At 49.2% G+C, this 20,419-nt stretch carries 22 protein-coding genes; 9 read left to right on the top strand and 13 right to left on the bottom strand.

What is annotated here, in order from left to right:
• Nucleotides 1–4: 4 nt before the first annotated feature.
• From H6F88_RS21145 to H6F88_RS21130, 4 genes are all read right to left on the bottom strand, one after another.
• Nucleotides 5–757, bottom strand: coding sequence for a phosphonate ABC transporter ATP-binding protein (locus tag H6F88_RS21145; RefSeq protein ID WP_190644708.1), 753 nt, complete (start codon nucleotides 755–757; stop codon nucleotides 5–7).
• A complete protein-coding gene (locus tag H6F88_RS21140; RefSeq protein WP_190644707.1) occupies nucleotides 754–1,668 on the bottom strand; it encodes a putative selenate ABC transporter substrate-binding protein in 915 nt (304 codons plus the stop codon). Before H6F88_RS21140 ends, H6F88_RS21145 begins: the two co-directional genes overlap by 4 nt.
• Nucleotides 1,669–1,810: 142 nt before the next feature.
• The gene (locus tag H6F88_RS21135) at nucleotides 1,811–1,999 is read right to left on the bottom strand and encodes a hypothetical protein (protein WP_190644706.1); all 189 of its coding nucleotides are present in this window, start codon (nucleotides 1,997–1,999) and stop codon (nucleotides 1,811–1,813) included.
• A 137-nt stretch (nucleotides 2,000–2,136) separates the two neighbouring features.
• Nucleotides 2,137–2,649 carry a DUF4347 domain-containing protein gene (locus tag H6F88_RS21130; protein WP_190644705.1) on the bottom strand — a complete coding sequence of 171 codons (513 nt, stop codon included), beginning with the start codon at nucleotides 2,647–2,649 and terminating at the stop codon, nucleotides 2,137–2,139.
• Between the two features lie 260 nt (nucleotides 2,650–2,909).
• On the opposite strand from H6F88_RS21130, the gene H6F88_RS21125 reads away from it, so the two are divergent.
• Both H6F88_RS21125 and tsaB read left to right on the top strand, forming a co-directional pair.
• Nucleotides 2,910–4,817, top strand: coding sequence for a serine/threonine-protein kinase (locus tag H6F88_RS21125; protein ID WP_190644704.1), 1,908 nt, complete (start codon nucleotides 2,910–2,912; stop codon nucleotides 4,815–4,817).
• 86 nt (nucleotides 4,818–4,903) lie between these two features.
• Entirely contained in the window at nucleotides 4,904–5,566 is a 663-nt protein-coding gene (tsaB, locus tag H6F88_RS21120) for a tRNA (adenosine(37)-N6)-threonylcarbamoyltransferase complex dimerization subunit type 1 TsaB (protein ID WP_242050642.1), read from the top strand.
• A 9-nt stretch (nucleotides 5,567–5,575) separates the two neighbouring features.
• Here the strand turns inward: tsaB and lptC are convergent, their stop codons facing one another.
• From lptC to metG, 3 genes are all read right to left on the bottom strand, one after another.
• Entirely contained in the window at nucleotides 5,576–6,733 is a 1,158-nt protein-coding gene (lptC, locus tag H6F88_RS21115) for an LPS export ABC transporter periplasmic protein LptC (protein WP_190644702.1), read from the bottom strand.
• 4 nt (nucleotides 6,734–6,737) lie between these two features.
• Entirely contained in the window at nucleotides 6,738–7,343 is a 606-nt protein-coding gene (locus tag H6F88_RS21110; RefSeq protein ID WP_190644701.1) for an NYN domain-containing protein, read from the bottom strand.
• 110 nt (nucleotides 7,344–7,453) lie between these two features.
• Nucleotides 7,454–9,046: a methionine--tRNA ligase gene (metG, locus tag H6F88_RS21105; RefSeq protein WP_190644700.1), complete on the bottom strand. Its 1,593-nt coding sequence runs from the start codon at nucleotides 9,044–9,046 to the stop codon at nucleotides 7,454–7,456.
• 580 nt (nucleotides 9,047–9,626) lie between these two features.
• Here metG and H6F88_RS21100 point away from each other — a divergent pair.
• Both H6F88_RS21100 and H6F88_RS21095 read left to right on the top strand, forming a co-directional pair.
• A complete protein-coding gene (locus H6F88_RS21100) occupies nucleotides 9,627–10,346 on the top strand; it encodes a lysophospholipid acyltransferase family protein (RefSeq protein ID WP_190644699.1) in 720 nt (239 codons plus the stop codon).
• Between the two features lies 1 nt (nucleotide 10,347).
• Nucleotides 10,348–11,187 carry an alpha/beta hydrolase gene (locus H6F88_RS21095; protein WP_190644698.1) on the top strand — a complete coding sequence of 280 codons (840 nt, stop codon included), beginning with the start codon at nucleotides 10,348–10,350 and terminating at the stop codon, nucleotides 11,185–11,187.
• A gap of 62 nt (nucleotides 11,188–11,249) precedes the next feature.
• Here H6F88_RS21095 and H6F88_RS21090 read toward each other — a convergent pair whose 3' ends face one another.
• Together H6F88_RS21090 and H6F88_RS21085 are read right to left on the bottom strand one after the other, a co-directional pair.
• Complete coding sequence (locus H6F88_RS21090) at nucleotides 11,250–11,975, bottom strand: phycobilisome rod-core linker polypeptide (protein ID WP_190644697.1); 726 nt, start codon at nucleotides 11,973–11,975, stop codon at nucleotides 11,250–11,252.
• A gap of 80 nt (nucleotides 11,976–12,055) precedes the next feature.
• Nucleotides 12,056–12,529, bottom strand: coding sequence for a phycobilisome protein (locus tag H6F88_RS21085; protein WP_190644696.1), 474 nt, complete (start codon nucleotides 12,527–12,529; stop codon nucleotides 12,056–12,058).
• A gap of 306 nt (nucleotides 12,530–12,835) precedes the next feature.
• Here H6F88_RS21085 and H6F88_RS21080 point away from each other — a divergent pair, with 306 nt between their 5' ends.
• The gene (locus H6F88_RS21080; RefSeq protein WP_190644695.1) at nucleotides 12,836–13,054 is read left to right on the top strand and encodes a hypothetical protein; all 219 of its coding nucleotides are present in this window, start codon (nucleotides 12,836–12,838) and stop codon (nucleotides 13,052–13,054) included.
• Between the two features lie 26 nt (nucleotides 13,055–13,080).
• The gene (locus H6F88_RS21075) at nucleotides 13,081–13,722 is read left to right on the top strand and encodes an ABC transporter permease subunit (protein WP_190644694.1); all 642 of its coding nucleotides are present in this window, start codon (nucleotides 13,081–13,083) and stop codon (nucleotides 13,720–13,722) included.
• Nucleotides 13,723–13,775: 53 nt separating this feature from the next.
• On the opposite strand, the gene H6F88_RS21070 is transcribed toward H6F88_RS21075, so the two are convergent.
• Complete coding sequence (locus H6F88_RS21070; RefSeq protein WP_190644693.1) at nucleotides 13,776–14,456, bottom strand: ABC transporter permease; 681 nt, start codon at nucleotides 14,454–14,456, stop codon at nucleotides 13,776–13,778.
• Nucleotides 14,457–14,533: 77 nt separating this feature from the next.
• Here H6F88_RS21070 and H6F88_RS21065 point away from each other — a divergent pair, with 77 nt between their 5' ends.
• Nucleotides 14,534–16,126 carry an AAA family ATPase gene (locus H6F88_RS21065; RefSeq protein WP_190644692.1) on the top strand — a complete coding sequence of 531 codons (1,593 nt, stop codon included), beginning with the start codon at nucleotides 14,534–14,536 and terminating at the stop codon, nucleotides 16,124–16,126.
• A gap of 71 nt (nucleotides 16,127–16,197) precedes the next feature.
• Nucleotides 16,198–16,605 (top strand): DUF1257 domain-containing protein, encoded by a 408-nt coding sequence (locus tag H6F88_RS21060; protein ID WP_190644691.1) that lies wholly within the window; start codon nucleotides 16,198–16,200, stop codon nucleotides 16,603–16,605.
• A 104-nt stretch (nucleotides 16,606–16,709) separates the two neighbouring features.
• Here the strand turns inward: H6F88_RS21060 and H6F88_RS21055 are convergent, their stop codons facing one another.
• Nucleotides 16,710–18,023: a metallopeptidase TldD-related protein gene (locus tag H6F88_RS21055; RefSeq protein ID WP_190644690.1), complete on the bottom strand. Its 1,314-nt coding sequence runs from the start codon at nucleotides 18,021–18,023 to the stop codon at nucleotides 16,710–16,712.
• A gap of 39 nt (nucleotides 18,024–18,062) precedes the next feature.
• The gene (locus tag H6F88_RS21050) at nucleotides 18,063–18,590 is read right to left on the bottom strand and encodes a hypothetical protein (RefSeq protein ID WP_190644689.1); all 528 of its coding nucleotides are present in this window, start codon (nucleotides 18,588–18,590) and stop codon (nucleotides 18,063–18,065) included.
• Nucleotides 18,591–18,889: 299 nt separating this feature from the next.
• Here H6F88_RS21050 and H6F88_RS21045 point away from each other — a divergent pair, with 299 nt between their 5' ends.
• The gene (locus H6F88_RS21045) at nucleotides 18,890–19,294 is read left to right on the top strand and encodes a hypothetical protein (RefSeq protein ID WP_190644688.1); all 405 of its coding nucleotides are present in this window, start codon (nucleotides 18,890–18,892) and stop codon (nucleotides 19,292–19,294) included.
• Between the two features lie 27 nt (nucleotides 19,295–19,321).
• Here H6F88_RS21045 and H6F88_RS21040 read toward each other — a convergent pair whose 3' ends face one another.
• A complete protein-coding gene (locus tag H6F88_RS21040; protein WP_190644687.1) occupies nucleotides 19,322–20,350 on the bottom strand; it encodes an alpha/beta fold hydrolase in 1,029 nt (342 codons plus the stop codon).
• Nucleotides 20,351–20,419 lie beyond the last annotated feature (69 nt).

The raw sequence follows: 20,419 nt of genomic DNA, 5'->3' as shown, positions 1-20,419 counted from the left end.
CCCTTTACTCCTTCAGCCGATAGAGGGCATCGATCATTTCAGCCGAAACAGAAGCGGGTGGTGCATCAAATAGGATTCTGCCGTTTCGCAGCCCAATGATGCGATCGCAATGGCTTCGCGCTAGCTCCACTGAATGGAGGCTGGTCACAAGCGTCTTACCCGATTCCTGCACCAGAGTTCGCAATAAACTCATTACCTCCTGGCTAAGTGCTGGATCAAGGCTAGAGACAGGTTCGTCTGCCAGAACTACTAGCGGATCTTGGACTAGAACTCGTGCGATCGCCACCCGCTGCTGCTGCCCCCCTGAGAGCTGATCTGTTCGGGCATAGAGCTTTTCAGGAATGCCAACTCGATGCAAGGCAGCAGCGGCAGTTTTCACCTCCAGCGGGTAAACCAGGGACAGGGCTGCCCGCCAAAATGACCAGCGCCCCAGATGACCAGCGTTCACATTGTGAATCACTCGCAGGCTATCAACTAACTGAAACTGCTGATAAATTGTGCCGATCTGCCGCTGCACACGACGCAGTTGGCGAGAAGAGAGGCGACTGAGATTTTTTCCCAACGCCCACACTTCTCCTCGGTTGGGCAACAAGGTTCCATTGAGCAAGCGCAATAGCGTGCTTTTCCCAGCACCACTGGACCCCACCAGTGCTACCCGTTCACCAGGATAAATTTGCAGGTTAATGTCATCGAGTGCCAGGAAATGTCCAAACTGCTGAGTTACTCGTCTCAGCTCAAAGATGGGATCTGAATTCATTGAATCTTGCCGATCGCCCGCCCAACGTCCTCAATCTGCTGATAGTTGGAATTCTCCGTCTCGATAAACTGATTTGCCCCAAACAACTCTAAAATTTCCTTTTGCTCCGGCACATTGGGGTCAAGCTTCAGCAGTGCTGCCTGCACCTGCTCGACAAAGTCTTCCCCGTAACGCTCTTTGACTTGGGGGTTGATCACCCAGTGGTAGTCAAAGTATGCGGGCGATCGCCAGATCACATCCACCTTACTCAAATCAATATCGCCTGCCTCAACCCGGCTCTTCCAGACTTGCTCATTAAGCACACCAACTTCATACGTGCCAGCTTCCACAAGCTGGATTGTGGCATCGTGTGATTGTGAAAAGCCAACTTCTCCACGGAAATCTTCCAGGCTCACACCTGCTTGCTCCAGGAAGTATTGCGGCATCAGCCGACCCGACGTAGAAGACTCACTGCCAAAGGTAAACGTTCGCCCTTTGAGGTTGGTCAATTCATTCAGGTCATTGAGTGGAGCAATGCCAGTATTTTTGTTGGCGATGAAGACACTGTGAAAGTCAGCATCAATGTCACGCTGGGCGATCGCCTCCGATCCCTCAACCTGCAACCGAGCCTGCACCCCAGTTAATCCGCCAAACCAGACCATGTCTAAGTCACCTACTCGAAAAGCCGTGACCGCTGCTGTGTAGTCCGTGACGGGCTGATATTCGACAGGTACTCCCAACTCTGCCTCCAGATAATCTGCCAGCTTGCTGTAAAGTCGCTGGAGCTTTTCTGGATCTTGGTCAGGAATTGCACCTGTGACAAAGGGTTGGGCAACAGAATCCTGTGGCGATGAAGCTGTCTCTGAACCAGGTGAACAAGCAGCCAAGGGCAGCATCAGCACCAGCAGAGCAGACAGCAATGTTCTTTTCATTAGCGCACCAATCTTGTTTCTTTAGCAGAAATAAACCAAGAGTTGATGGTATCGCTAAATCTACCAGAATAGGATGCACCGGGAGGGGAGCAAACAGGAAGGCAGACAGAATGTGGGTCACGCAAACTGTATGTCAGCCAGACTATAGGTGAGGGGAATTATCGGACAAGCTTTCAAGCTGCAACATTACCTGAAGCACCCGTTCAGTTTCTGCGGCTGTAACAAACCGCTTGAAAAGTTGACGTGCGTTCTTCTTCTGGCGTAACGTTGCCCGGTTATACCACAGCCAAAACAGATCTCTTGGGCTAATGCAATCAGGAATGTCGCACATGATGAGGTTGCACTATTAAGGTCGTACTTCCACCAGAACTATTTGCAGGATGCCCGATAATCTTCAGTTTTTATCCCTCAAAAGCAAGAAAACCCTGATTATCAAGGGATCATGAAGCTCAAAGGCAAAGTTGTGAACTAGGTACTAGAAGCGATGACATCTACACCTGTAAGTTGACTGAAGCGGTGTACAAACTCAAAGCCATGACTTTCAGCTACAACAGTACAGCCGTAAAGAACAATCTTTCCGCTACCTGTGGCAGAAAAGGAACTGCACCAGTCTTGTAAATCCCAAGCGTAGCGATCGAGGTTGTGGAGTCCGAGTTTGGTACTGCCTAGACAGAGGTGGTTGGACGTTCCGCTAGAAATGATGTGAAGTCCAAAGATTTCAGAATGTCGGTCAAGGATTTGGGTAATTTGCTCAACTCCATCTGAGTCGGGATTGAGCAAAAACTTCTTGGTTTTGATTTCAGTCTGCTTCATCCAGGTGCGGTGGTTCTCAATACTGGAATCAACGATCACTAGCTTCTGAGGTGACTCTAGGATGGAGGATGGGAAATAAAGCGCGTTGCCATGTAGGTCTTTGACGGGTAGCGATCGCTCCAAGATATCGGTGCTACATGCCGCACCCTGTCCGTTTGCTGAAACCATAAGATTAGAACTCCAGATTCTTGTGAGCGAAGCTTGGCTTGGTGTCAGACTGAAAGGTTTTAAAGCAGCTTTCAACCTGGTTTAGAAAGTAAGCTAACAAAAGTAACTTTGACTTTGAAATGCAAGAAATACGCAGTCTTTGGATGGTTTTGTAGGACTTGCAGTATTTAGACGGAGATGGAACTGCACAAGTTAGGAAAGTTGTTCATGATGAAAGTAGGTGTTTTTTGCCTACACCGCTCTCGTTGCCACTCTTTTGCATGAGTTACTGTTTCAATCCTGCTTGTCAAAAGCCTTATAGCCCTACTGAGGCGAAGTATTGTCAGAGTTGTGGCTCAAAACTGCTGGTGGGCGATCGCTACCGGGCATTGAAACCCATTGGGCAGGGCGGCTTTGGCAGAACTTTTTTAGTCACAGATGAGCAAGACCCAACGGATCAGCGCTATGTGATTAAGCAGTTTTTTCCACAAACGCCCCACCTGCGCGATAGTGACAAGGCGGCGGAGTTATTCCGTCAAGAGGCTTGCCGCTTGGATGAGTTGGGCAAACATGCTCAGATTCCAGCGCTGATTGCTTACTTTGAACAGGAGCAATCTCAATATCTGGTTCAGGAATTTGTAGATGGACGCAATTTGTCCGAAGAGTTGTTGGAAGTGGGCTGCTTTGATGAAGCTCAGATTCGCCAGCTTTTGATTGCGATTCTGCCTGTACTGAAGTTTGTCCACAATCATCAGGTCATTCATCGAGACATTAAACCTGAAAATATGATTCGGCGTAGGGTCGATCAACAATTGGTGCTGGTTGATTTTGGTGCTGCTAAACGCGCCTCAGAAACTGCCCTGGCTAGAACTGGCACCATGATTGGCAGTGCTGGATATGCGTCACCAGAGCAGACGGTTGGCAAAGCCGGATATTCAAGCGATCTTTACAGCTTGGGGGTTGTGTGTGTGCACCTGCTGACTGGAATGCACTTGTTTGATTTGCTTAGTGTCGGAGATGATGCTTGGATTTGGCGAGATTATTTGAGTTACCCAGTAAGCGATCGCCTCGGTCAAATTCTCGACAAGATGCTAGAGCGGGCAACCAATAAGCGCTATCAGACTCCCGATCAGATTCTCCAGGATTTGTACGCTGCTGAGTCTTCGCCGTCGGTATCTTCGCTTGAGTTAGTGGAACAGGCAAAAACGATACAAAGATCGCGAGCTGTTTCCATCGTTACACCCTTGCATCAGGTTGAGCAAACCTCGCCTGTCGCATCCACTTGGCAGTGTACCCGCACAGTGCAGGGGCAGTGGAGCGTTTTCACGCCAATTCTGGCGCTGACTTTTAGTCCTGATGGGCAAACGTTAGCTAGTGTGGGTCAGGACAGAAATGTGAGGCTGTGGAATCCCCAACTTGGGCAAGCAAAACTGACATTGCCTGGACATCTGGATTTTGTAAGCGCTGTAACCTTCAGCCCAAATGGGCAGTTTTTGATTAGCGGTAGCTATGACCACACAATTAAGCAGTGGGATTTGAAAACTGGCCCTAAGATTCGTACTTTTGCTGGACATTCCAGAGCTATAACTACTGTTGCAATTCATCCTGATGGGCAAATCTTAGCTAGTGGTAGCGATGATTGCACAATTAAACTCTGGGATCTTCGTACAGGGAAGGAAATCCGCACGTTGAGAGGACATGTAGGTTGGGTTAATGGAGTGAAAGCGATCGCCTTTAGTCCAGATGGAAAAATTCTTGCCAGTGCTGGATATGACTGTGTGGTTAACCTGTGGCAGGTCGATACGGGGGAATTGCTGCTTACGCTAAAAGGAGTTTTAGAAATTGTTTATGCCCTTGCTTTTAACCCGGATGGGAAAACGCTTGCCGCCTGTTATGCAGATACGATTAAACTTTGGGACTTGGGTACAGGAGGGGTTCTCAATACATTTTCTAAAGAAGCTTCTGGTGGCGCAGGTATCCGCTCTATTGCGTTTAGCCCTGATGGGGCAAGGCTCGTTAGTGGCAGTGGCAAAAAGGTAAGAATTTGGCGGCTTGAAACTGGGAAACGGTTATGTGACCTTGAGGGACATACTGGAAACGTAACGGCGATCGCCTTTAGCTCGGACGGAAGAATGTTTGCCAGCGGCGGCTGGGATCGGAAAATAAAGATTTGGCAGGAGGATAGGTAAGCAGGATGAGGGGTGAAGAATTCCTTCTGATTTATCACTTACCGTTTAAGCATGAAAGGGAGCAATAACAGTTGAGCAGCTATGGATTGGCGATTCATACTAGTAGTTCTGATTTAGGGTTGGCGTTAAGCAACTTTGCTGGAGAAGGGCGATCGCAGCATTGGGATTTGGGGCGATCGCTCTCCAGTCACCTACATCAATATTTGATCGACTTTATGCAACCTCAAACCTGGGCAGATCTACAGTACATTGCTGTTGCTAAAGGTCCAGGCGGCTTCACTGGAACGCGAATTGGTGTCGTTGCCGCTCGAACTTTGGCACAGCAGCTTAATCTTCCGCTCTTCGGTATTTCATCTCTGGCAGCAGTAGCGTGGCATGGGCGATCGCAAACGATTGGTTTAAACCCTGCCAGCGTTGAAGCTAGTTCTACTGCTTTGATTGATCAAGCTAGTAGGACTGATGTAGCCGTACAAATGCGTGCCCAGCGAGGAGAGCTGTTTGTTGCCATCTATGGCATTAGTGATGCAGGACTAGTTGAGCTTCTGCCAGATACCGTTATGGCGGAGGAAAAATGGCAGCAGATGTTACCGACCTGGACACGTCCCTGTCGCTTGATTCAAGCTGAAGGCGGTTTAGGAATGACTGCTACGAGTTTGCTGGAGTTAGCTCACCTTGGCTGGCAACAAGAATTGCGCCCTGACTGGTCAACCGTCTTACCATTTTATGGACAGCATCCTGTTTCTGCTTAATGAGCTAACTCAATTAATACTTCCAGGAATAATCTCTGTAACGACTCGCCCACCGCTCACAACAACTGTTCGGTCCTGAAGCCTACCAACGGCTCTAGGACCTCGCAAATTCAGCGGCGGATTAGACTGGTTGTAGGTTACGTTCCCTTCAGCGACAACCTGTTGGTTGTTCATATTCCACGTCAAGCTATCTGAATCCAGTTCTGACTGGTTGCGCTGGCTGACTGCTGTGACGTTGCGATTCAGGTAAACGATTTTGCGGTTGATGTCCATGCGTCCCTGGTCAGCCGTTAGAGTGATTTGCTGTTGACGCTGCTGCACTGTGACAGGTTGGGTGGAAACTAGAGTCTCGTTCTGCAGATTCCACACCAGTAGGTTGCTGGTGACTACCACTGGAGGGTCTTGCAGAGCCAGGTTCGCTCTTTGCCTGAGGGTAGCAACTTTGGTTTTGAGATTGACTTCTGCTCGATCGGCGTTTGCTCGATCCGTTACTCGATTGCCATTCAGACGCTCAACCTGAATGCGGCGATCGCTCACAATCCTTTGGTCTTGTAGTCTCCAGGTCAAATGCTCAGCATTGAGCCGCAAAGCTGGGTCACGTGAAGTCGCAACCACTTTGCCTAATAGCTCTACTCGGCGATCTCGACTGTAGGCTCGCGCTTCTGTTGCTGAAACTCTAAGCTGAGGATGGGTTGCACTGAGATTGTTTCGCACAACCAGCAGATCCTCCTCAGGACGCCACTCTAGCTGATTGCCCCGCAACACCATTCCATCCCGCAAATCTGTGGCTACAATTTGTCCGTTTAGAACAACTTTTTCCCCATCTTGCTGCACTTCTCCGCTCTGGGCACGGATTTGGAAAACGGCTTTACCGTCTTGAAATAGCTCTCCCTCAGGGTTTTCAACTCTAGCAACCTGTTGATCCTGACTGTAAGTCGCTTGATCCGCTTCAATCTTCCAGAGCGTTTGCCCTTGGTCGTCTGCCTGGTTTAGGGTGATGTTGTTAAACGTCAGGTTACTTTCCAGGTTTTGCACCGCAGAACTGTCTTCTGCGAGTTGTTCAGATGCCCGATTGCCCCTCCTGCATCCAGGAAGGGTGACCAACAGCATTAGAACAACAAGCGACCACGCTACGGACCGACTCAAGGGCAATGGTTTGAGACGCATTCTTTTAACCTTCAGTCTGGTCGTCTGTAATGCCGATGCTAGAGAGGGGACGGTAGGTGTAGTTTTGTCGGGGCGTTTTCTGGATATCTTCTTTGATGTTATCTAAATCGATGTAGCGATCGGCAACATTGATCAAACTGTCGCTAGTCATCGAGCGAAGACTAACAACTTCGACGCGTACTCCGCGATAGCTGACTGCATCAACTGCATAGGCAAGATCACCGTCGCCGCTGACGAGAATGGCTGTGTCATAAGCGCCAACCAATGCCATCATGTCTACTGCGATTTCAACGTCCAAATTTGCCTTCTTTGAACCATCGGGTAGTTGTACTAAATCCTTGGAAATTACTCGATAACCATTACGGCGCATCCATAGCAGAAAACCCTGCTGCTTTTCATTGGTGCGATCGACTCCGGTGTAAAAGAAAGAGCGCAACAGCCGAGAGCCAGCCGTCAAACGGCAAAGCAGCTTAGTGTAATCAATCTCAATTCCCAACTGTAGGGCGGCATAAAACAAATTCGAGCCGTCGATGAAAATGGCTACTCGTCCGCGATTTTCTAATACCTGCTCTGGTGTAAAAACAGAGTCATTTTCTACATTATTAAACATGGTTTTAAGACCTCATTTTATGAAAAAGTGAATAGTTTATAGAGCTGAAAGAATTTAGGCTGATAGGGGCGATCGCTTAATATAAAGCAGAAATCAGGTCTAAAGTGGATCTAAAGCGGAGGCTCAAGCCGTTGAAAAATGGGTTGGGGATCACCGAGCAACTGATTAGCTGGTAGAGTTCCCCAATCGGTGTGGATCGTAAACGGGACAAGGGCATTTGTATCCCGATTGTTAAAGTCAACAGAAAAACCGAGCTGTTGGTAGATTGCAGTACTGATGTCAGGAATAATGGGCGACAGCAAATAAGCCGCCAGCCTAACGGACTCTAAAACGCTGTACAGGACCCGTTCGACCGCAGCCTGATCCCCCTTTTTGTAAAGCGTCCAGGGGGCTTGCTCATCTACGTACTTGTTGCTAGCTCGAACTAGAGCCAGGATGCTGTCGCAAGCACGGCTAAATGCTAAAGATTGATATGCCTGAATGACCTGATTACTAAGAGCTAAACCCTTCGACTTGAGGATATCTTCGGTAGAGATATCTTCAGCAGAAACGTTGGGGACGCGGCGATCGCAATATTTCTGCGCCATCTTTAGGGTGCGATTGAGCAGATTGCCCAAATCATTGGCTAAATCAGCGTTGAGGATATTGATAAATCGAGTTTCGTTAAAATCACCATCCCGCCCAAATTCAATTTCCTTGAGGAAATAGTATCGAACAGCATTGGAGCCATAACGATTTGTCAGTTCTACCGGGTCAAGCGTATTTCCCAGCGTCTTACCCATCTTCTGCCCGTCCTTGGTCAAAAAACCGTGACCAAAAACCTGTCTTGGGATAGATACCCCTGCCGACATTAACATAGCCGGCCAGTAAACCGCATGAAACCGCAAAATGTCTTTGCCAATCAGGTGCAGATTCATTGGCCACCAGCGAGACAAGGCGTTGTCTAGCGTCGGCTCATCGTCGGGCTCAAGCAGAGCCGTAATGTAGGCTAGCAGCGCATCAAACCAAACATAGATCGTGTGCTTGGGGTCAACGGGCACCGGGAAACCCCAATCCACACTGACTCGTGAAATTGAGAAATCCTGAAGACCACGTTCTACAAAGCTCAGCACCTCGTTGCGACGACTCTCAGGCTGAATGAAGTCAGGCTGCTGCTGGTAAAGCGCCTCTAATGGACCCTGATATTTAGATAGACGGAAGAAATAATTCTGCTCATCGCGCCATTCCGCTTCCTTGTTGGTGTGAATCGAACAGCGGTGCCCCTCTAAAAGGTCTCGCTCTTCCTTGAATTCTTCACAAGAAACGCAATACCAGCCCTGCTGCTGCCCCATGTAAATATCGCCATTCTGCCAGACTCGATCAAAAAACTCTCGCACAATCGCCTCGTGGCGGGGTGAGGTTGTGCGAATAAATCGATCGGGCTGGATGTTTAACAGCTTCCAGAGGTCTTGAAAGCTACCTGCAATCAAGTCGCAATGGTCTTGGGGCGATCGCCCTAATGCTTCGGCAGTACGTTGAATCTTTTGTCCATGCTCATCCGTACCCGTGATCATCAGGGCAGGAATTCCTTGAAGACGATGAAAACGAGTAATCACATCGGCTGCAATCGTGGTGTAAGCACTGCCAATGTGAGGTACATCATTTACATAGTAAATCGGTGTAGTTATTGAAAAGGTATGATTGCCCGTAGCGGTAGAACTCATGGAAATCTTAAACCGTACTCCTAAAAGCCGTCATCAGCTATTAAACAAAGAAAACTAGTACACGGATGCTGTATCGCTTATGTTTACCTTAGCTCTTCCAGCTTAGACGCATTGAACTGACACTAGGAGTAGCACGTAATTCAATGTGATAGTTGGAGTGTAAACATTCTCATTTTATGCGTAAACTTTACTCAAAATAATGCAAAAAATCTTAAGTTAACTCAGTCACGGTAACCGGATGCTCAGATATTGCTCAAATTAGAGTGAACGAGGACTAATATTGCTCAAAATAGGACGAGAGGTTGTGGAAGGGTATGAGCAATTTAAAAACGGATGAAAATCATTCCAGAGGACTAGAGCAAGAGCTTGAGAATCTATCGATCTCTAGGGCTAGAGGTTAATTTGATAGTGTAAATTAATATTAAGCTCGTACTAATTCTAGTGCTTCTGGGTTGAGGTTGAAAGTCAAATTTGCTTTTTTCTCCGTCTTAGCCTCCTCAAGCTACTGAATTCGTGGACATGGTAGTTGATTCCATGTTTCGCCAGCGACGAGTTAGCAGGATAGTTTTGATGGTTACGTATGTTGCTGCATGATCCTCTGTTCATCTCCCGCCAACTGCTTACTGTCTTAGGAACCCGGCTGTTTGCATATCACCAAGATCAGGTTCCGCAGAGTAGTGCGATTCTAGTTGTGAGCAATCATCGCAGCTTTATGGATGCGCCCCTGCTGATGGCGGCGATTAATCGCCCGATTCGGTTTGCCTGTCATCACTACATGGGGCAAGTACCTTTAATGCGCGAGGTGGTGACGCGAATGGGCTGTTTTCCGTTAGATGCACCCCAACAGCGTCAACAGGCGTTTTTTGATCAGGCGACCCGACTTTTGCAAACTAAACAGGCTGTAGGTGTGTTTCCAGAAGGGGCACAGCCGATGATTCAGGTCACAGCAGCAGAAAAGTTAGGGGAGTTTCATCGTGGCTTTGCTCATTTAGCTTTACGTGCCCCAATTCAAGAGCTGGCGGTTTTGCCAGTGGCGATCGCCTCTTACGAGGAAAGTACCAATTCTGCAGTTCCACTCAAGCTTTTGAGCTGGTTTGACCCATCCGAACCGCTATTTGACCAGGACGGTTGGCACCCGATGGTGGTTTACCAGCGGGTACATATTTTGGTGGGACGACCTTTGTGGATTACAGCGTCTCAGCGCCAGAGTTATCAGGGAAAGCAGGCAAGAACAGTCGTCGCAGACTTAACCGCTCATTGCCATTCAGAAATCAGCAGCTTGTTAAGCCAGGGTTATTAACATGTCAGCAATTCCTCGTCAGGTTTATTTCCGCACTCCTCGCAAAACTAAACCTGAAGCGCCTTTGTTTGTTTTCCTTCCCGGTTTAGATGGCACGGGTGAACTGCTGCGTGTGCAGACCGAAGGCTTGGAACCTACTTTTGATATTCGCTGTTTGGCAATTCCCCCAACCGACATGACAGGCTGGGATCAGCTTGCCGAACAGGTTTTGGCACTAATTCGGACGGAATTGGAAGGAGAGCATCACCGCCCAATTTACCTCTGTGGAGAATCGTTTGGCGGCTGTCTGGCAATGAAAGTAGCGTTGCGATCGCCCCAATTGTTTCATCGAATTATTCTAGTTAACCCTGCCTCTTCTTTTGCCCGTCGCCCCTGGATGCAATGGGGATCGCTAGTTACTCAATGGCTGCCAGAGCCTCTATATGAGTTGTCCTGCTATGGATTGTTGCCTTTTCTGTCATCGTTAGGGCAAATTGAGGCAGGCGATCGCCGTGCCCTAATCGAAGCAATGCTATCAGTTCCCCAGCAGGCATCTATTTGGCGGCTGTCGCTCTTACGCGAGTTCAGGGTTACTGCCAATCAGTTAAAGCAGCTAAAACAGCCTGTTTTGCTAATTGGCAGTCGGCGCGATCGCCTTCTGTCTTCTGCCTCAGAAGTGCAGATCTTGGCGCGACATCTTCCGAATGCAAGAGTCTTGATTTTGCCCAATAGCGGTCATGCGTGTTTGCTAGAGTCAGACATCAATCTATATCAAATGATGCGAGACCGCGATTTTATGAAGGACAGTCACTCTATGAGCTTAGAAGGCTCTACGGCTGTGTTCTCTGCTGCTTCTTCGTAGCTTCTGCAAATGGCAGTGCTTCTTTGCCCCTACTCTGATTTATGGGGCTACAGCGACTAATCCTAAGTTCGCAGCGATCGTCTCAGCAGTTCTCGCTGCTGGGGTGACAGAGAGCCAATGATTTGTTTTGCTTGAGCAACGTCCATCTTTCGTAGCAGTGATAGTAGCTCTGCTTGTAGCATTTCCGCAGTTGAGGAAACGGGTATATGTGACTCATCAGCTTCTGGGTGTCGGCATACTCCAGCGTCACAATTTAGCCCCAACTGTCGCCAGTAAAGCGTTGGTACAACCCAGCCCCGTTGCCCAAAATATTCATGATTCAGCAGACTCGACTCCAGATATGCCTTAGGAGATTCGTACTGCTTTTGCTGCCGGGGATAGGGAACGGTAAAACAGCCAAACGCCTTGCGATATTCTTCCGAATCGAGCAGGGCCATAATGACTTGTTTTACTCCTTGCTTTAGCAAAATGTTGCTGTAAAGCTCAATCTCCGCCTGGTCAAACGGTGCGCGACCCATGAAATGCTTAAAGCACCAATCCAGGAATTTTAGGTTAGAGCAATTAAAATAAAACGCTTTAAGATAAGCTTCAGACTGACCTAATTCTTTAAGAAATCGCCGTACTCCAATCTTATCGGTGAGAAAGTTTTTCTCTGCTTGCGCCAGACTTCTTCGCTCGAAACTGTAGGGCTGTCGTTCGAGAACTTGTTGATAAATCTGATGCAGCGCAGATTGCCGTTCTTCAACTGGAGAATGGCGACTAACTGTAACTGGGGTAACATTTTCCATGCGAAAGACCGCTCCATTGATTGCGTTTAGGGTTGAATGGAATGGCTGAAGATCGCAGGTGTGGTTAGGAAAGCGTAAATTTAAGCGTGAGATTGGAGAGAGGTAATGACGCTCTCTAAGTGGGGGCGAACCAAGCTACTGCTTATAGCGGGTAAGTTGGTGTGAATCGCTTCTTGAAGATAACGATAGGCCACCATACATTGAGCATTTTTCTTGTGGGCCACGAGAATGGTGTCCAACCAGGACATCATCTGCTCTTTGAAGAAAATTTCATCGTCCCGTAAGATTGATAGAGCAACATAACGAAGCACTTCTGTCATGTCGTATTGACAGCGCTGCCCATGTTTCTGAATCAGTTCTGGATAAACTTGGGCTAGTTTTCGCAGTGCTTGTAAAACCAGCTTTTGGTTTTGGTCACGTAAGTACTGATAAGTTTCCAGGCGAGTTGTATAGCTTTGAAGATAGTGCTCTAGGGGTTGAAGCCCTTGAGCATCAAGGTAGCTACCATCTGCCTCTAAAACTTTTTGCTCCAAAATTCGATTGAGAGTATGCATAACAAGCTGAGATCAAGTGAAGAGTGTGATCCAAACTGAGGGCTAAAGACCCTACCTGCAAATGCGGGAAAGGTGGCTAGTTAAAGCGACTCTAAGTTTAGGGGATTAGCTAGATAAGAGGTTTAAATTTAGGCGGAGCGTGATAATTCTGTCGCTTATTTTCTAGACTGCCCTGGAGAGAAAGGCATTGCTATAAATTGATGTGTTTCTAAACAAGTTGATGCGATTCTTAATACGGGTCTTTGCCATAGGATAAAGTGATGGACGTGCCGGTAGAGCGATTTGGTAGAGCGATCAGGTTTTAGAATGCATTCCGATTCAGGCAAGCAGCAGGTTGTGATCAAAATAGAGGCTGAGCTTTTAGAGCGGTTAGATCGGTTGACGGGCGATCGCAATCAAGCGATTGAGTCTGCCATTCGGCTCTGGTGCGACCAGCAGTCTGACAACGTGGGTAAGATACTGCAACGGTCAGCTCAGGTGCATCAGCAGCGCCATGACAATGACGAAACAGGCTGGTTAGTGTAGTTGGTCGATGTAGAGGGAGCGCAACCGTGGAAGTGTTTGCTCAGGCTTACGAATATGCCGCTACCAACGTAGGCGAGTTAGTTACTGCACTGAGACAACACTTTTTGCTGGTGCTGGTGCCGCTGGCGATTGGACTGATTGTGGGTTTGCCGCTGGGGTTGTGGAGCGCGCGATCGCGTTCAGCGTCCACGGTTCTGATCAATGGCTTTAATGCGCTGCGGGTGATCCCCAGTCTGGCGATTCTATTTCTGGCAATTCCCTATTTTGGGCTGAGTTTTCAGTCAGCGGCGATCGCCCTTACCCTGCTAGTCATGCCCCCCATCTTAATTAGCACCGATGTCGCCTTTCGTAACATCGACCCGATGATCCGAGAAGCTGCTTACGGCATGGGAATGGCTCCGGGACAGGTACTTCGCCTGGTCGAGATTCCACTGGCGTTGCCCGTGATTATCGCTGGGATCAAAACGGCAACCGTGGAAGTGATTGCTAGCGCCACCCTTGCAGCTTTCATTGGAGCAGGCGGGCTAGGAAGTTTCATTGTCTTAGGATTTGCCCTTTACGACAATTCTGTTTTGTTGGTTGGAGCGATCCCAGTTGCGCTTCTGGCACTATTAGCTGAAATCGGGTTAGGAACATTGCAAAGATTTCTACAGCCACCTACGGGTTGAGCTGAATCACAAGCAAAGATGCGATTATCAGCAAGTGTTTGCGTGAAGGATCTCTAGCTCGGATTGGGCAACTTATCTAACTGTCTCTTTTGAGCACGAGTAGTTTGTTGAATGCGTCTACCGGGATTTGCTGCCCATTCTAGGGCTAGCAATGCACCATTGATGATGAAGGCGAGTAGGGAGACGGCGATCGCCCCTGCCCAGATTTTGTCGTAGCGCCCAGCCTGGTTGATTCCGTCAAACAGCAGGGTGCCTAACCCGCCTGCCCCAAACTTTGCGCCAATGGTGGCAATGGCGATCGCTACGATCGCTGCAATTCGCAGCCCCGCCAAGAAGATGGGCAAAATCAGCGGTACCTGAACTCGCCACCAGCGCTGCCAAAGACTCATTCCCATGCCTCTGGCTGCTTCTAAAATGGCTGGCTTAATCGATTGCAGCCCGACTGCCAGATTTCTTACCAGAATCACCTGTGTGTAGATCACCATTGCCGCAATGACTGACTGTGCGTCCAGTCCAAAAATCGGCACCAGCAGAATAATCAGTGCCAAACTGGGAACCGTGTAGAGAATCCCCAGCACTCCCAGAACTGGAACGTTTAGCCAGCGATAGCGGGTGATCAGCAGCGCTAAGGGGAGGGCGATCGCCACGGCAATAACCAGCGTCAAACTCGTCATCTGGAGATGCTGTAGCACCAGATTCCAAACGATTCCAGGGTTTTTGAGGATGTAGCTCATGGGTAGAAGCTAGGATAGGTTGGCGCTGTCCAGTGGCTAAATTCTAGGCAATCCTAAATTCTAGGCATCAATGTTCAATGACTCATTCTCAGCGTTCGGATTTCAATTCCTACAGTCCTCACCAAGATTTGGTCGAGCAGCTAGATTTGCTGATTCGGGCACGCTACCCTTTACTCTACATCGTGGCTGCCGAAGAAGAACCCGTTGAGGCAGTTTTGCGTCAGGTTGCGGTTCAGGCTCAGCCAGCGCGAAAGCTGTTGCTGTGGGATATTGTGTGCGGTTGGGAGGACAGCGGCTCAGACAAGGGTTCGCTCATGGGTGCGCTAAGTCGAATTGGCAAGGCAGATGTCGAAGAAGTCGCTATCTTTGTGCTGCGAGATCTGCATCCATTTCTAAATAGCTCAATCAGTGAAAAAAGTGCGCCCATTGTACGAGCGCTAAAAAATCTAGCGCGAGAGCTAAAGCGCAACCGTAAAACCATTGTTTTACTCAGCCATACGCTAGCTTTGCCGCCTGAGCTAGTGCAAGAAATCACTGTAATTGATTTTCCATTGCCCACTGCCCAGGAAATTGATTACCTTATTTCACAAGGAATAGCGCCCGAAAACCTAAAGATTTCAGGTTTGTCCAAAGAGCAGCTTGTAAAAGCTTGTCTGGGTTTGAGCCGAACTAAAATTCAGCGGATTTTGGCAAAGGCTATTGCTGCAAAAGAGCAGGTGAATGAGACGGACATCGTGCATGTGCTGGAGGAAAAAAAGCAAGCCATTCGTCAAACTGAGATTTTGGAATTTTTTACAACTCAGGATTCGCTCAAAAGTGTCGGCGGGCTAGAAAATCTAAAGCTTTGGGTACGGATGCGACAGGGGGTGTTTACTGAAGAGGCTCGGCGGTTCGGCATTCCTAACCCCAAAGGTGTGCTATTGGTTGGCATTCAGGGTACGGGCAAGTCGCTCTCTGCCAAAACAATCGCCCACGAATGGCGCTTACCCCTGCTGCGGTTGGACTCTGGACGGCTGTTTGGCGGTATCGTAGGCGAAAGTGAGAACCGGACGAGACAGATGATTCAGCTTGCAGAGGCGATCGCCCCCTGTGTTCTCTGGATTGACGAAATCGACAAAGCCTTTGGCAACATTACTAGCGGTGCAGATGGAGACTCTGGCACTAGCCGTCGCGTCTTTGGCAGCCTAATTACCTGGATGCAAGAGAAAACGGCTCCTGTTTTCATCGTCGCCACGGCAAACAATGTGCAAATTCTGCCTGCTGAACTGCTGCGAAAAGGACGATTTGACGAAATTTTCTTTCTGAATCTGCCAACTGAGCCAGAGCGTGAGGAAATTTTTAAGGTGCATTTGCAGCGACTTCGTCCCAATCGGCTGCGAGAATTTGATTTGAGCCTGCTAGCTCGGCAAACCAAAAACTTTAGTGGTGCAGAAATCGAACAGGTGGTGATTGACGGAATGCATCGGGCATTTGGTCAGGGTAAACCTGGACAGCGACAGGACTTCACCACAGAAGACATTATTATGGCGATCGAGGAAACGGTGCCTCTAGCGGCGATCGCCCATCACCAAATCGAAGCACTCAAACGCTGGGCTGCTGAAGCTGGAGCCAGAACAGCCTCTAAAGATGTGCAGCTTACCGAAGAATTGAAGCGATATACCTTACAGTAAGGAATTCAATCTTTGGAAGTCGATTGAGCTATTTTGGAACTGAGTTTTAGTTCTTCATTCCTCTTTTCGCTATGTCACACTTCACCTGCATCAAAACTCAGCTCAAGGATCAAAATGCACTGATCAAAGCTTTAGCAGATATGGGTTTAGGGCAGGTTGAAGTGTTTGACACTGCCGAGCATCTTTATGGCTATCGGGGCGATATTCGTCCACAAGCGGCTGAAATAATTGTTCGACGACGCTACATTGGTCCGCTTAGCAATGACATTGGTTTTCAGCGTCAAGCTGACGGCACCTTTGAAGCAATCATTTCTGAATACGATCGCTCCAAATATTCGCAACAGTGGCTCAACCAGTTAACCCAACGCTATGGCTATCACACCCTCATAGCAACTGCTCCCACGCAAGGTTTCACCATTGAAGAAGAGGAAATTCTAGAAGACGGCACGATTCGAGTAGTGGTTGGAAAATGGGTGTAGGAGATTTCGTAGGGGCAACGCATTCAGTAAAGATGTGCTGCAATCATCAAAATTTTGCGGCCAAATGCTTCGCCCCTCCCCGTCGTACCCCGCCTCAAACGGCTCTAACCTTGTCGAGCAGCTACTCCTAGCTGCTGGAACAGCATACTTGGCAGGTAAGCCCCTCCGCCGACCCACTCTGGAGTACTTCCTAGGTCAGCCAGGTGTTGGAAGGCTTCAAAAATATTACCTGCGACCATCGTATTTTTGACCCGACCGACAATTTTGCCCTTTTCCACCTTGTAGCCCAAGTCCAGGTTGACCGAAAACTCTCCAGCAAGCTGGTTTGACTGTCCTGCACCCAAAACCTGATCGACAATCAGTCCTTCATCCATGCTGGCAATCAAGTCTTCGGTAGAAGTGCCACCCGGAGCAACGCAGAAATTCACCATATCAGGGCCGGGACGCGACAATCCACCCCGAAAGCCATTGCCAGTCGGCTCCGTTTCAGTACGGGCAGCCCAGCGACGATCCCAGTAAAATCCTTTGACTGTACCCTGGTCAATGTAAGCTTTGCGGCGAGTCGGCGTACCTTCATCATCAAACGCACAGGCAGAAACGCCGATCGTGGGATCTTCAAACACGGTCAGGCGCTTGTCAAACAGCGTCTCGCCAACTTTATCGGCTAGCGGTGAAGCCTTTTGTGCCACAACCTGACCCGAAAGCACCGTTTCAAATAAGCCACCTAGCGAACTGGCTGCTGCTCTGGGGGTAAACAGCACCGGGAAAGAGCCGCTGGTAATGTTGGCATTTTGCTCTGCCCAGCGATATTTCTGCAGCAGTTCTGCCAGAATGCGGTCATAGTCAGGGATGCGATCGCGCCCCACATCGTAGCTGTATGCCTGAAGAAAGTCTTCACCGCGCACTAAATTTCCTGAAATGCTGGCGCTGGTCGTCTGGCTAGCCCGCTCTGCATACACGCCCTTGCTGGTAGCGATTTTTGCTTGCCCGGAGCGGACGTGAAAACCGACGTCTACGAGAATCTCTGAATTGTAATCGTGAACCGATTGGATCAGGCGATCGCCCACTTCCACCAGTTCCTGAGTCGCAGGCGGCACATAGCCCGAGTTACCCGCACCATTCTGACTATGCAGTTCATCAGCAAAGTTAAACTCGGCCACACTGCCGATTTCTGCCGTTTGCACCGCCGCATCGACCAAATCTTCGAGTCGAGTCAGGTCAGTTGAGCTAGCAAACCCCAACCTGCCATTGCAAATTACCCGCAGTGCTACACCTTTTAAGGCTTTAGTTTGCAGTGCTTTCAGCCGATTATTCTCAAACTCAATTGGCGTGTCTTGGCTAGACAGGTAATACACTTCTGCCGACTCAGTTCGTGGGGCAGCCAATTTCAAAATTTGCTCTAAGGTAGAATCGCTCACAATGTTCGGGGGGTAATGGGCAAGGGAAGTATTCAGATCTTAACTAAACCAAAGCAGGCTCCCTATGGTGAGGGCGATCGCCGCTAGCGCCACCCAAATGAAAGCATTATCTTTGGTGTTGACCTGGCTCAGATCAATCGGTTCGGGGTTAGGTTGAGGGCGCGGACGAGATGGACGTTTGGCAGGAGTGGGGTAGCTTGTGCCGCCTTTGTTGCCTTCAGACTCGTCTAGGGCTGCCAGGTCAGGAATTTCGCTCAGCCATTCGGGACGGGTCTTGAGTAGGGGGGCTTTGAGGATGTAGAGCAGGCGCTTGCCTTGCTTACGGGTTTCATAGTCGGGATGGCGGCTGACCGTTTCACAAAGGGCGATCGCCTCTTGGCGCTGTCCTGCGGCCTCGTAGGCAGTGATTAGCCAGACCAGCACCTCCCCACCAAAGGCGGTGTTTCTCGCTACCAGGCTGGCAGCTTTCTCTAAACATTGAACCGACTGGCGGTATGCCCCTCGCTCGAAGGCCGCTTTGCCCGTCTGGTACTGCACTTTTGCAGCTTCTAGGTTTTCTGAACTCACGATTTACTCAGTCAAGAATTCGGTTAAGGATCGAGTCAATGCGATCGCTACTTCAATTTTAAAGGGCAACGGATTTTAGGTTGGGGCAGGCAGTTGCCAATCTAAAACCTAAAATTGAAATTAGGGCGAACTCTACCCGATGCAAAAACTCGTTTCAAGGCTTCGTCTTGAAATGGAGGGTGAGAAGCTCTGCCTCCAGGAACCAAATGGCAGAGACACTTTAAAGGCATTCCCAAGTCAAGCTTGGGAACGGAATATTGAAGGATCGTTTTTTGTTGATGGACTCTTGAGGTAGACCAATGCTCCAAGCTCTTAATCCGCTCCGCTCTAGTTGGCATAAGCCCTTGCTAACTCTCAGTACTCTAGCGTTGGGTGCCGCTGCTTTAGCCATTGATGCCTCCTCCGCAGTGGCCGACACAGTTATCATTCGCGGGAATGGCACGATTCGAGTTAGACCTTCTGTAATCTACGATGACTACTCGTCTCGGACGACTATCCTTCGCACAGAACGCTACTGCTATCCCTATTACGGCGTGACTCCAATTAATGAGCGTCCTACTTCAGGGCTGGTGAACTGCTCTTCTAGCGGCTCGACGTTAAGGAATCCAGTCATTGTTGACTCAACGATCATCGACTCGACATTGATCAATCCAGTCATCATCAACTCTGACCGGGTTAATACTAGAACGATTCGGATACGTTAGCAGCGTAGGTTCAATCAAGATAGAACGTTAGCGATCGCCCCTAGAGCGAGGACCCCGGGACATGGCGATCGCCCGTTTATCTACCATCGTCATCATGGCAGGCATATCGCGTGAGACTTTTTGTGCCAGGTTAAGCTCCGACACGGCTATGTCAAACGTTTTGCCGCGAGTCATGCAATAGCCAATGTCCTCCACTTCTGCCCAGGTCAGGTCGCTCTCGACGTAGGCTTTAGTCATCGCAATCAAGAGATCCTGGTAATTGTTGCCTTCCTCCAGCGTCAACATCGTGTGAGGAATATCCAAAATTCGGTCAAATCGCTGATACCAGCATTTGGGCTGATATTTAACGCCTGACTCAAATAGCGATCGGTGATCATGATTGCCCACTGCAATATCACTTTCACTGGAAATTGCAAACGTGGGGGCAATCGGACCTCGACGCGATCGCTTCAAAATATCCGTTCCCATCAACAAGAACACTCGCAGCGCCGGAATCATAAATCCGTTGTAGCCATATCGCGCTGCCTCAGGCTTGGGATTCACCCACTCGTTGTAAGAGTCGAGATTGCGAACAAACAGGTCAATGACCTTACTGCTACTGCTGAGAAATGCAGCATACAAAACGGCACGAGAAATCACTTGAGGACGCTCTACGGCTAGCCAACCCGCCAACGTTCCCCCGCCCGATAAGCCACCCACCACAACCTGCCCACCCAGCGTTTGGGCGAGCTGAAGCCACTGCAAAGCAAACTTTTGGTAATCTTCGGCTTTGGTGGGCAGCGGGGGTGGATTATCTTTACCCCAATCACCCGCTAATCCGTGTCCTGGCATTCGCGGAATTAGGACGTTGTACCCAGCCCGAAACAGTGCTTCTGCCATTGGCACAAACTGATATGGTCCAGCCGTAAAGCCATGAAAAAACAGACAGGTTTTGGCAGCAGGCGCAGGTTGAAAATAAAAGCGAGAGCGACAGGCTTCATTGCGGACGGGCAATGCATCTTCACGGGCTTTGATGTCACGGACTACAGCTGAGGTGATAGCAGAGTAGCTGGGCATAGGGAAGTTGAGGAAGAGAGGGGTAGAGGTGATGAATTGCCGTTCTGGTCACACTCGCCAGTCGCGAAC

The sequence above is a fragment of the Oculatella sp. FACHB-28 genome (assembly GCF_014696015.1).
Classification (GTDB): domain Bacteria; phylum Cyanobacteriota; class Cyanobacteriia; order Elainellales; family Elainellaceae; genus JAAUTN01.
This window is presented reverse-complemented; position numbering and strand designations above follow the sequence as displayed.

Excerpts from the sequence above, each read along its gene's own strand:
- H6F88_RS21145 (WP_190644708.1), bottom strand. The coding sequence starts at position 757 with ATGAATTCAGATCCCATCTTTGAGCTGAGACGAGTAACTCAGCAGTTT.
- H6F88_RS21140 (WP_190644707.1), bottom strand. The coding sequence starts at position 1,668 with ATGAAAAGAACATTGCTGTCTGCTCTGCTGGTGCTGATGCTGCCCTTG.
- H6F88_RS21135 (WP_190644706.1), bottom strand. The coding sequence starts at position 1,999 with ATGTGCGACATTCCTGATTGCATTAGCCCAAGAGATCTGTTTTGGCTG.
- H6F88_RS21130 (WP_190644705.1), bottom strand. The coding sequence starts at position 2,649 with ATGGTTTCAGCAAACGGACAGGGTGCGGCATGTAGCACCGATATCTTG.
- H6F88_RS21125 (WP_190644704.1), top strand. The coding sequence starts at position 2,910 with ATGAGTTACTGTTTCAATCCTGCTTGTCAAAAGCCTTATAGCCCTACT.
- lptC (WP_190644702.1), bottom strand. The coding sequence starts at position 6,733 with ATGCGTCTCAAACCATTGCCCTTGAGTCGGTCCGTAGCGTGGTCGCTT.
- H6F88_RS21110 (WP_190644701.1), bottom strand. The coding sequence starts at position 7,343 with ATGTTTAATAATGTAGAAAATGACTCTGTTTTTACACCAGAGCAGGTA.
- metG (WP_190644700.1), bottom strand. The coding sequence starts at position 9,046 with ATGAGTTCTACCGCTACGGGCAATCATACCTTTTCAATAACTACACCG.
- H6F88_RS21100 (WP_190644699.1), top strand. The coding sequence starts at position 9,627 with ATGTTGCTGCATGATCCTCTGTTCATCTCCCGCCAACTGCTTACTGTC.
- H6F88_RS21095 (WP_190644698.1), top strand. The coding sequence starts at position 10,348 with ATGTCAGCAATTCCTCGTCAGGTTTATTTCCGCACTCCTCGCAAAACT.
- H6F88_RS21090 (WP_190644697.1), bottom strand. The coding sequence starts at position 11,975 with ATGGAAAATGTTACCCCAGTTACAGTTAGTCGCCATTCTCCAGTTGAA.
- H6F88_RS21085 (WP_190644696.1), bottom strand. The coding sequence starts at position 12,529 with ATGCATACTCTCAATCGAATTTTGGAGCAAAAAGTTTTAGAGGCAGAT.
- H6F88_RS21080 (WP_190644695.1), top strand. The coding sequence starts at position 12,836 with ATGCATTCCGATTCAGGCAAGCAGCAGGTTGTGATCAAAATAGAGGCT.
- H6F88_RS21070 (WP_190644693.1), bottom strand. The coding sequence starts at position 14,456 with ATGAGCTACATCCTCAAAAACCCTGGAATCGTTTGGAATCTGGTGCTA.
- H6F88_RS21065 (WP_190644692.1), top strand. The coding sequence starts at position 14,534 with ATGACTCATTCTCAGCGTTCGGATTTCAATTCCTACAGTCCTCACCAA.
- H6F88_RS21060 (WP_190644691.1), top strand. The coding sequence starts at position 16,198 with ATGTCACACTTCACCTGCATCAAAACTCAGCTCAAGGATCAAAATGCA.
- H6F88_RS21045 (WP_190644688.1), top strand. The coding sequence starts at position 18,890 with ATGCTCCAAGCTCTTAATCCGCTCCGCTCTAGTTGGCATAAGCCCTTG.
- H6F88_RS21040 (WP_190644687.1), bottom strand. The coding sequence starts at position 20,350 with ATGCCCAGCTACTCTGCTATCACCTCAGCTGTAGTCCGTGACATCAAA.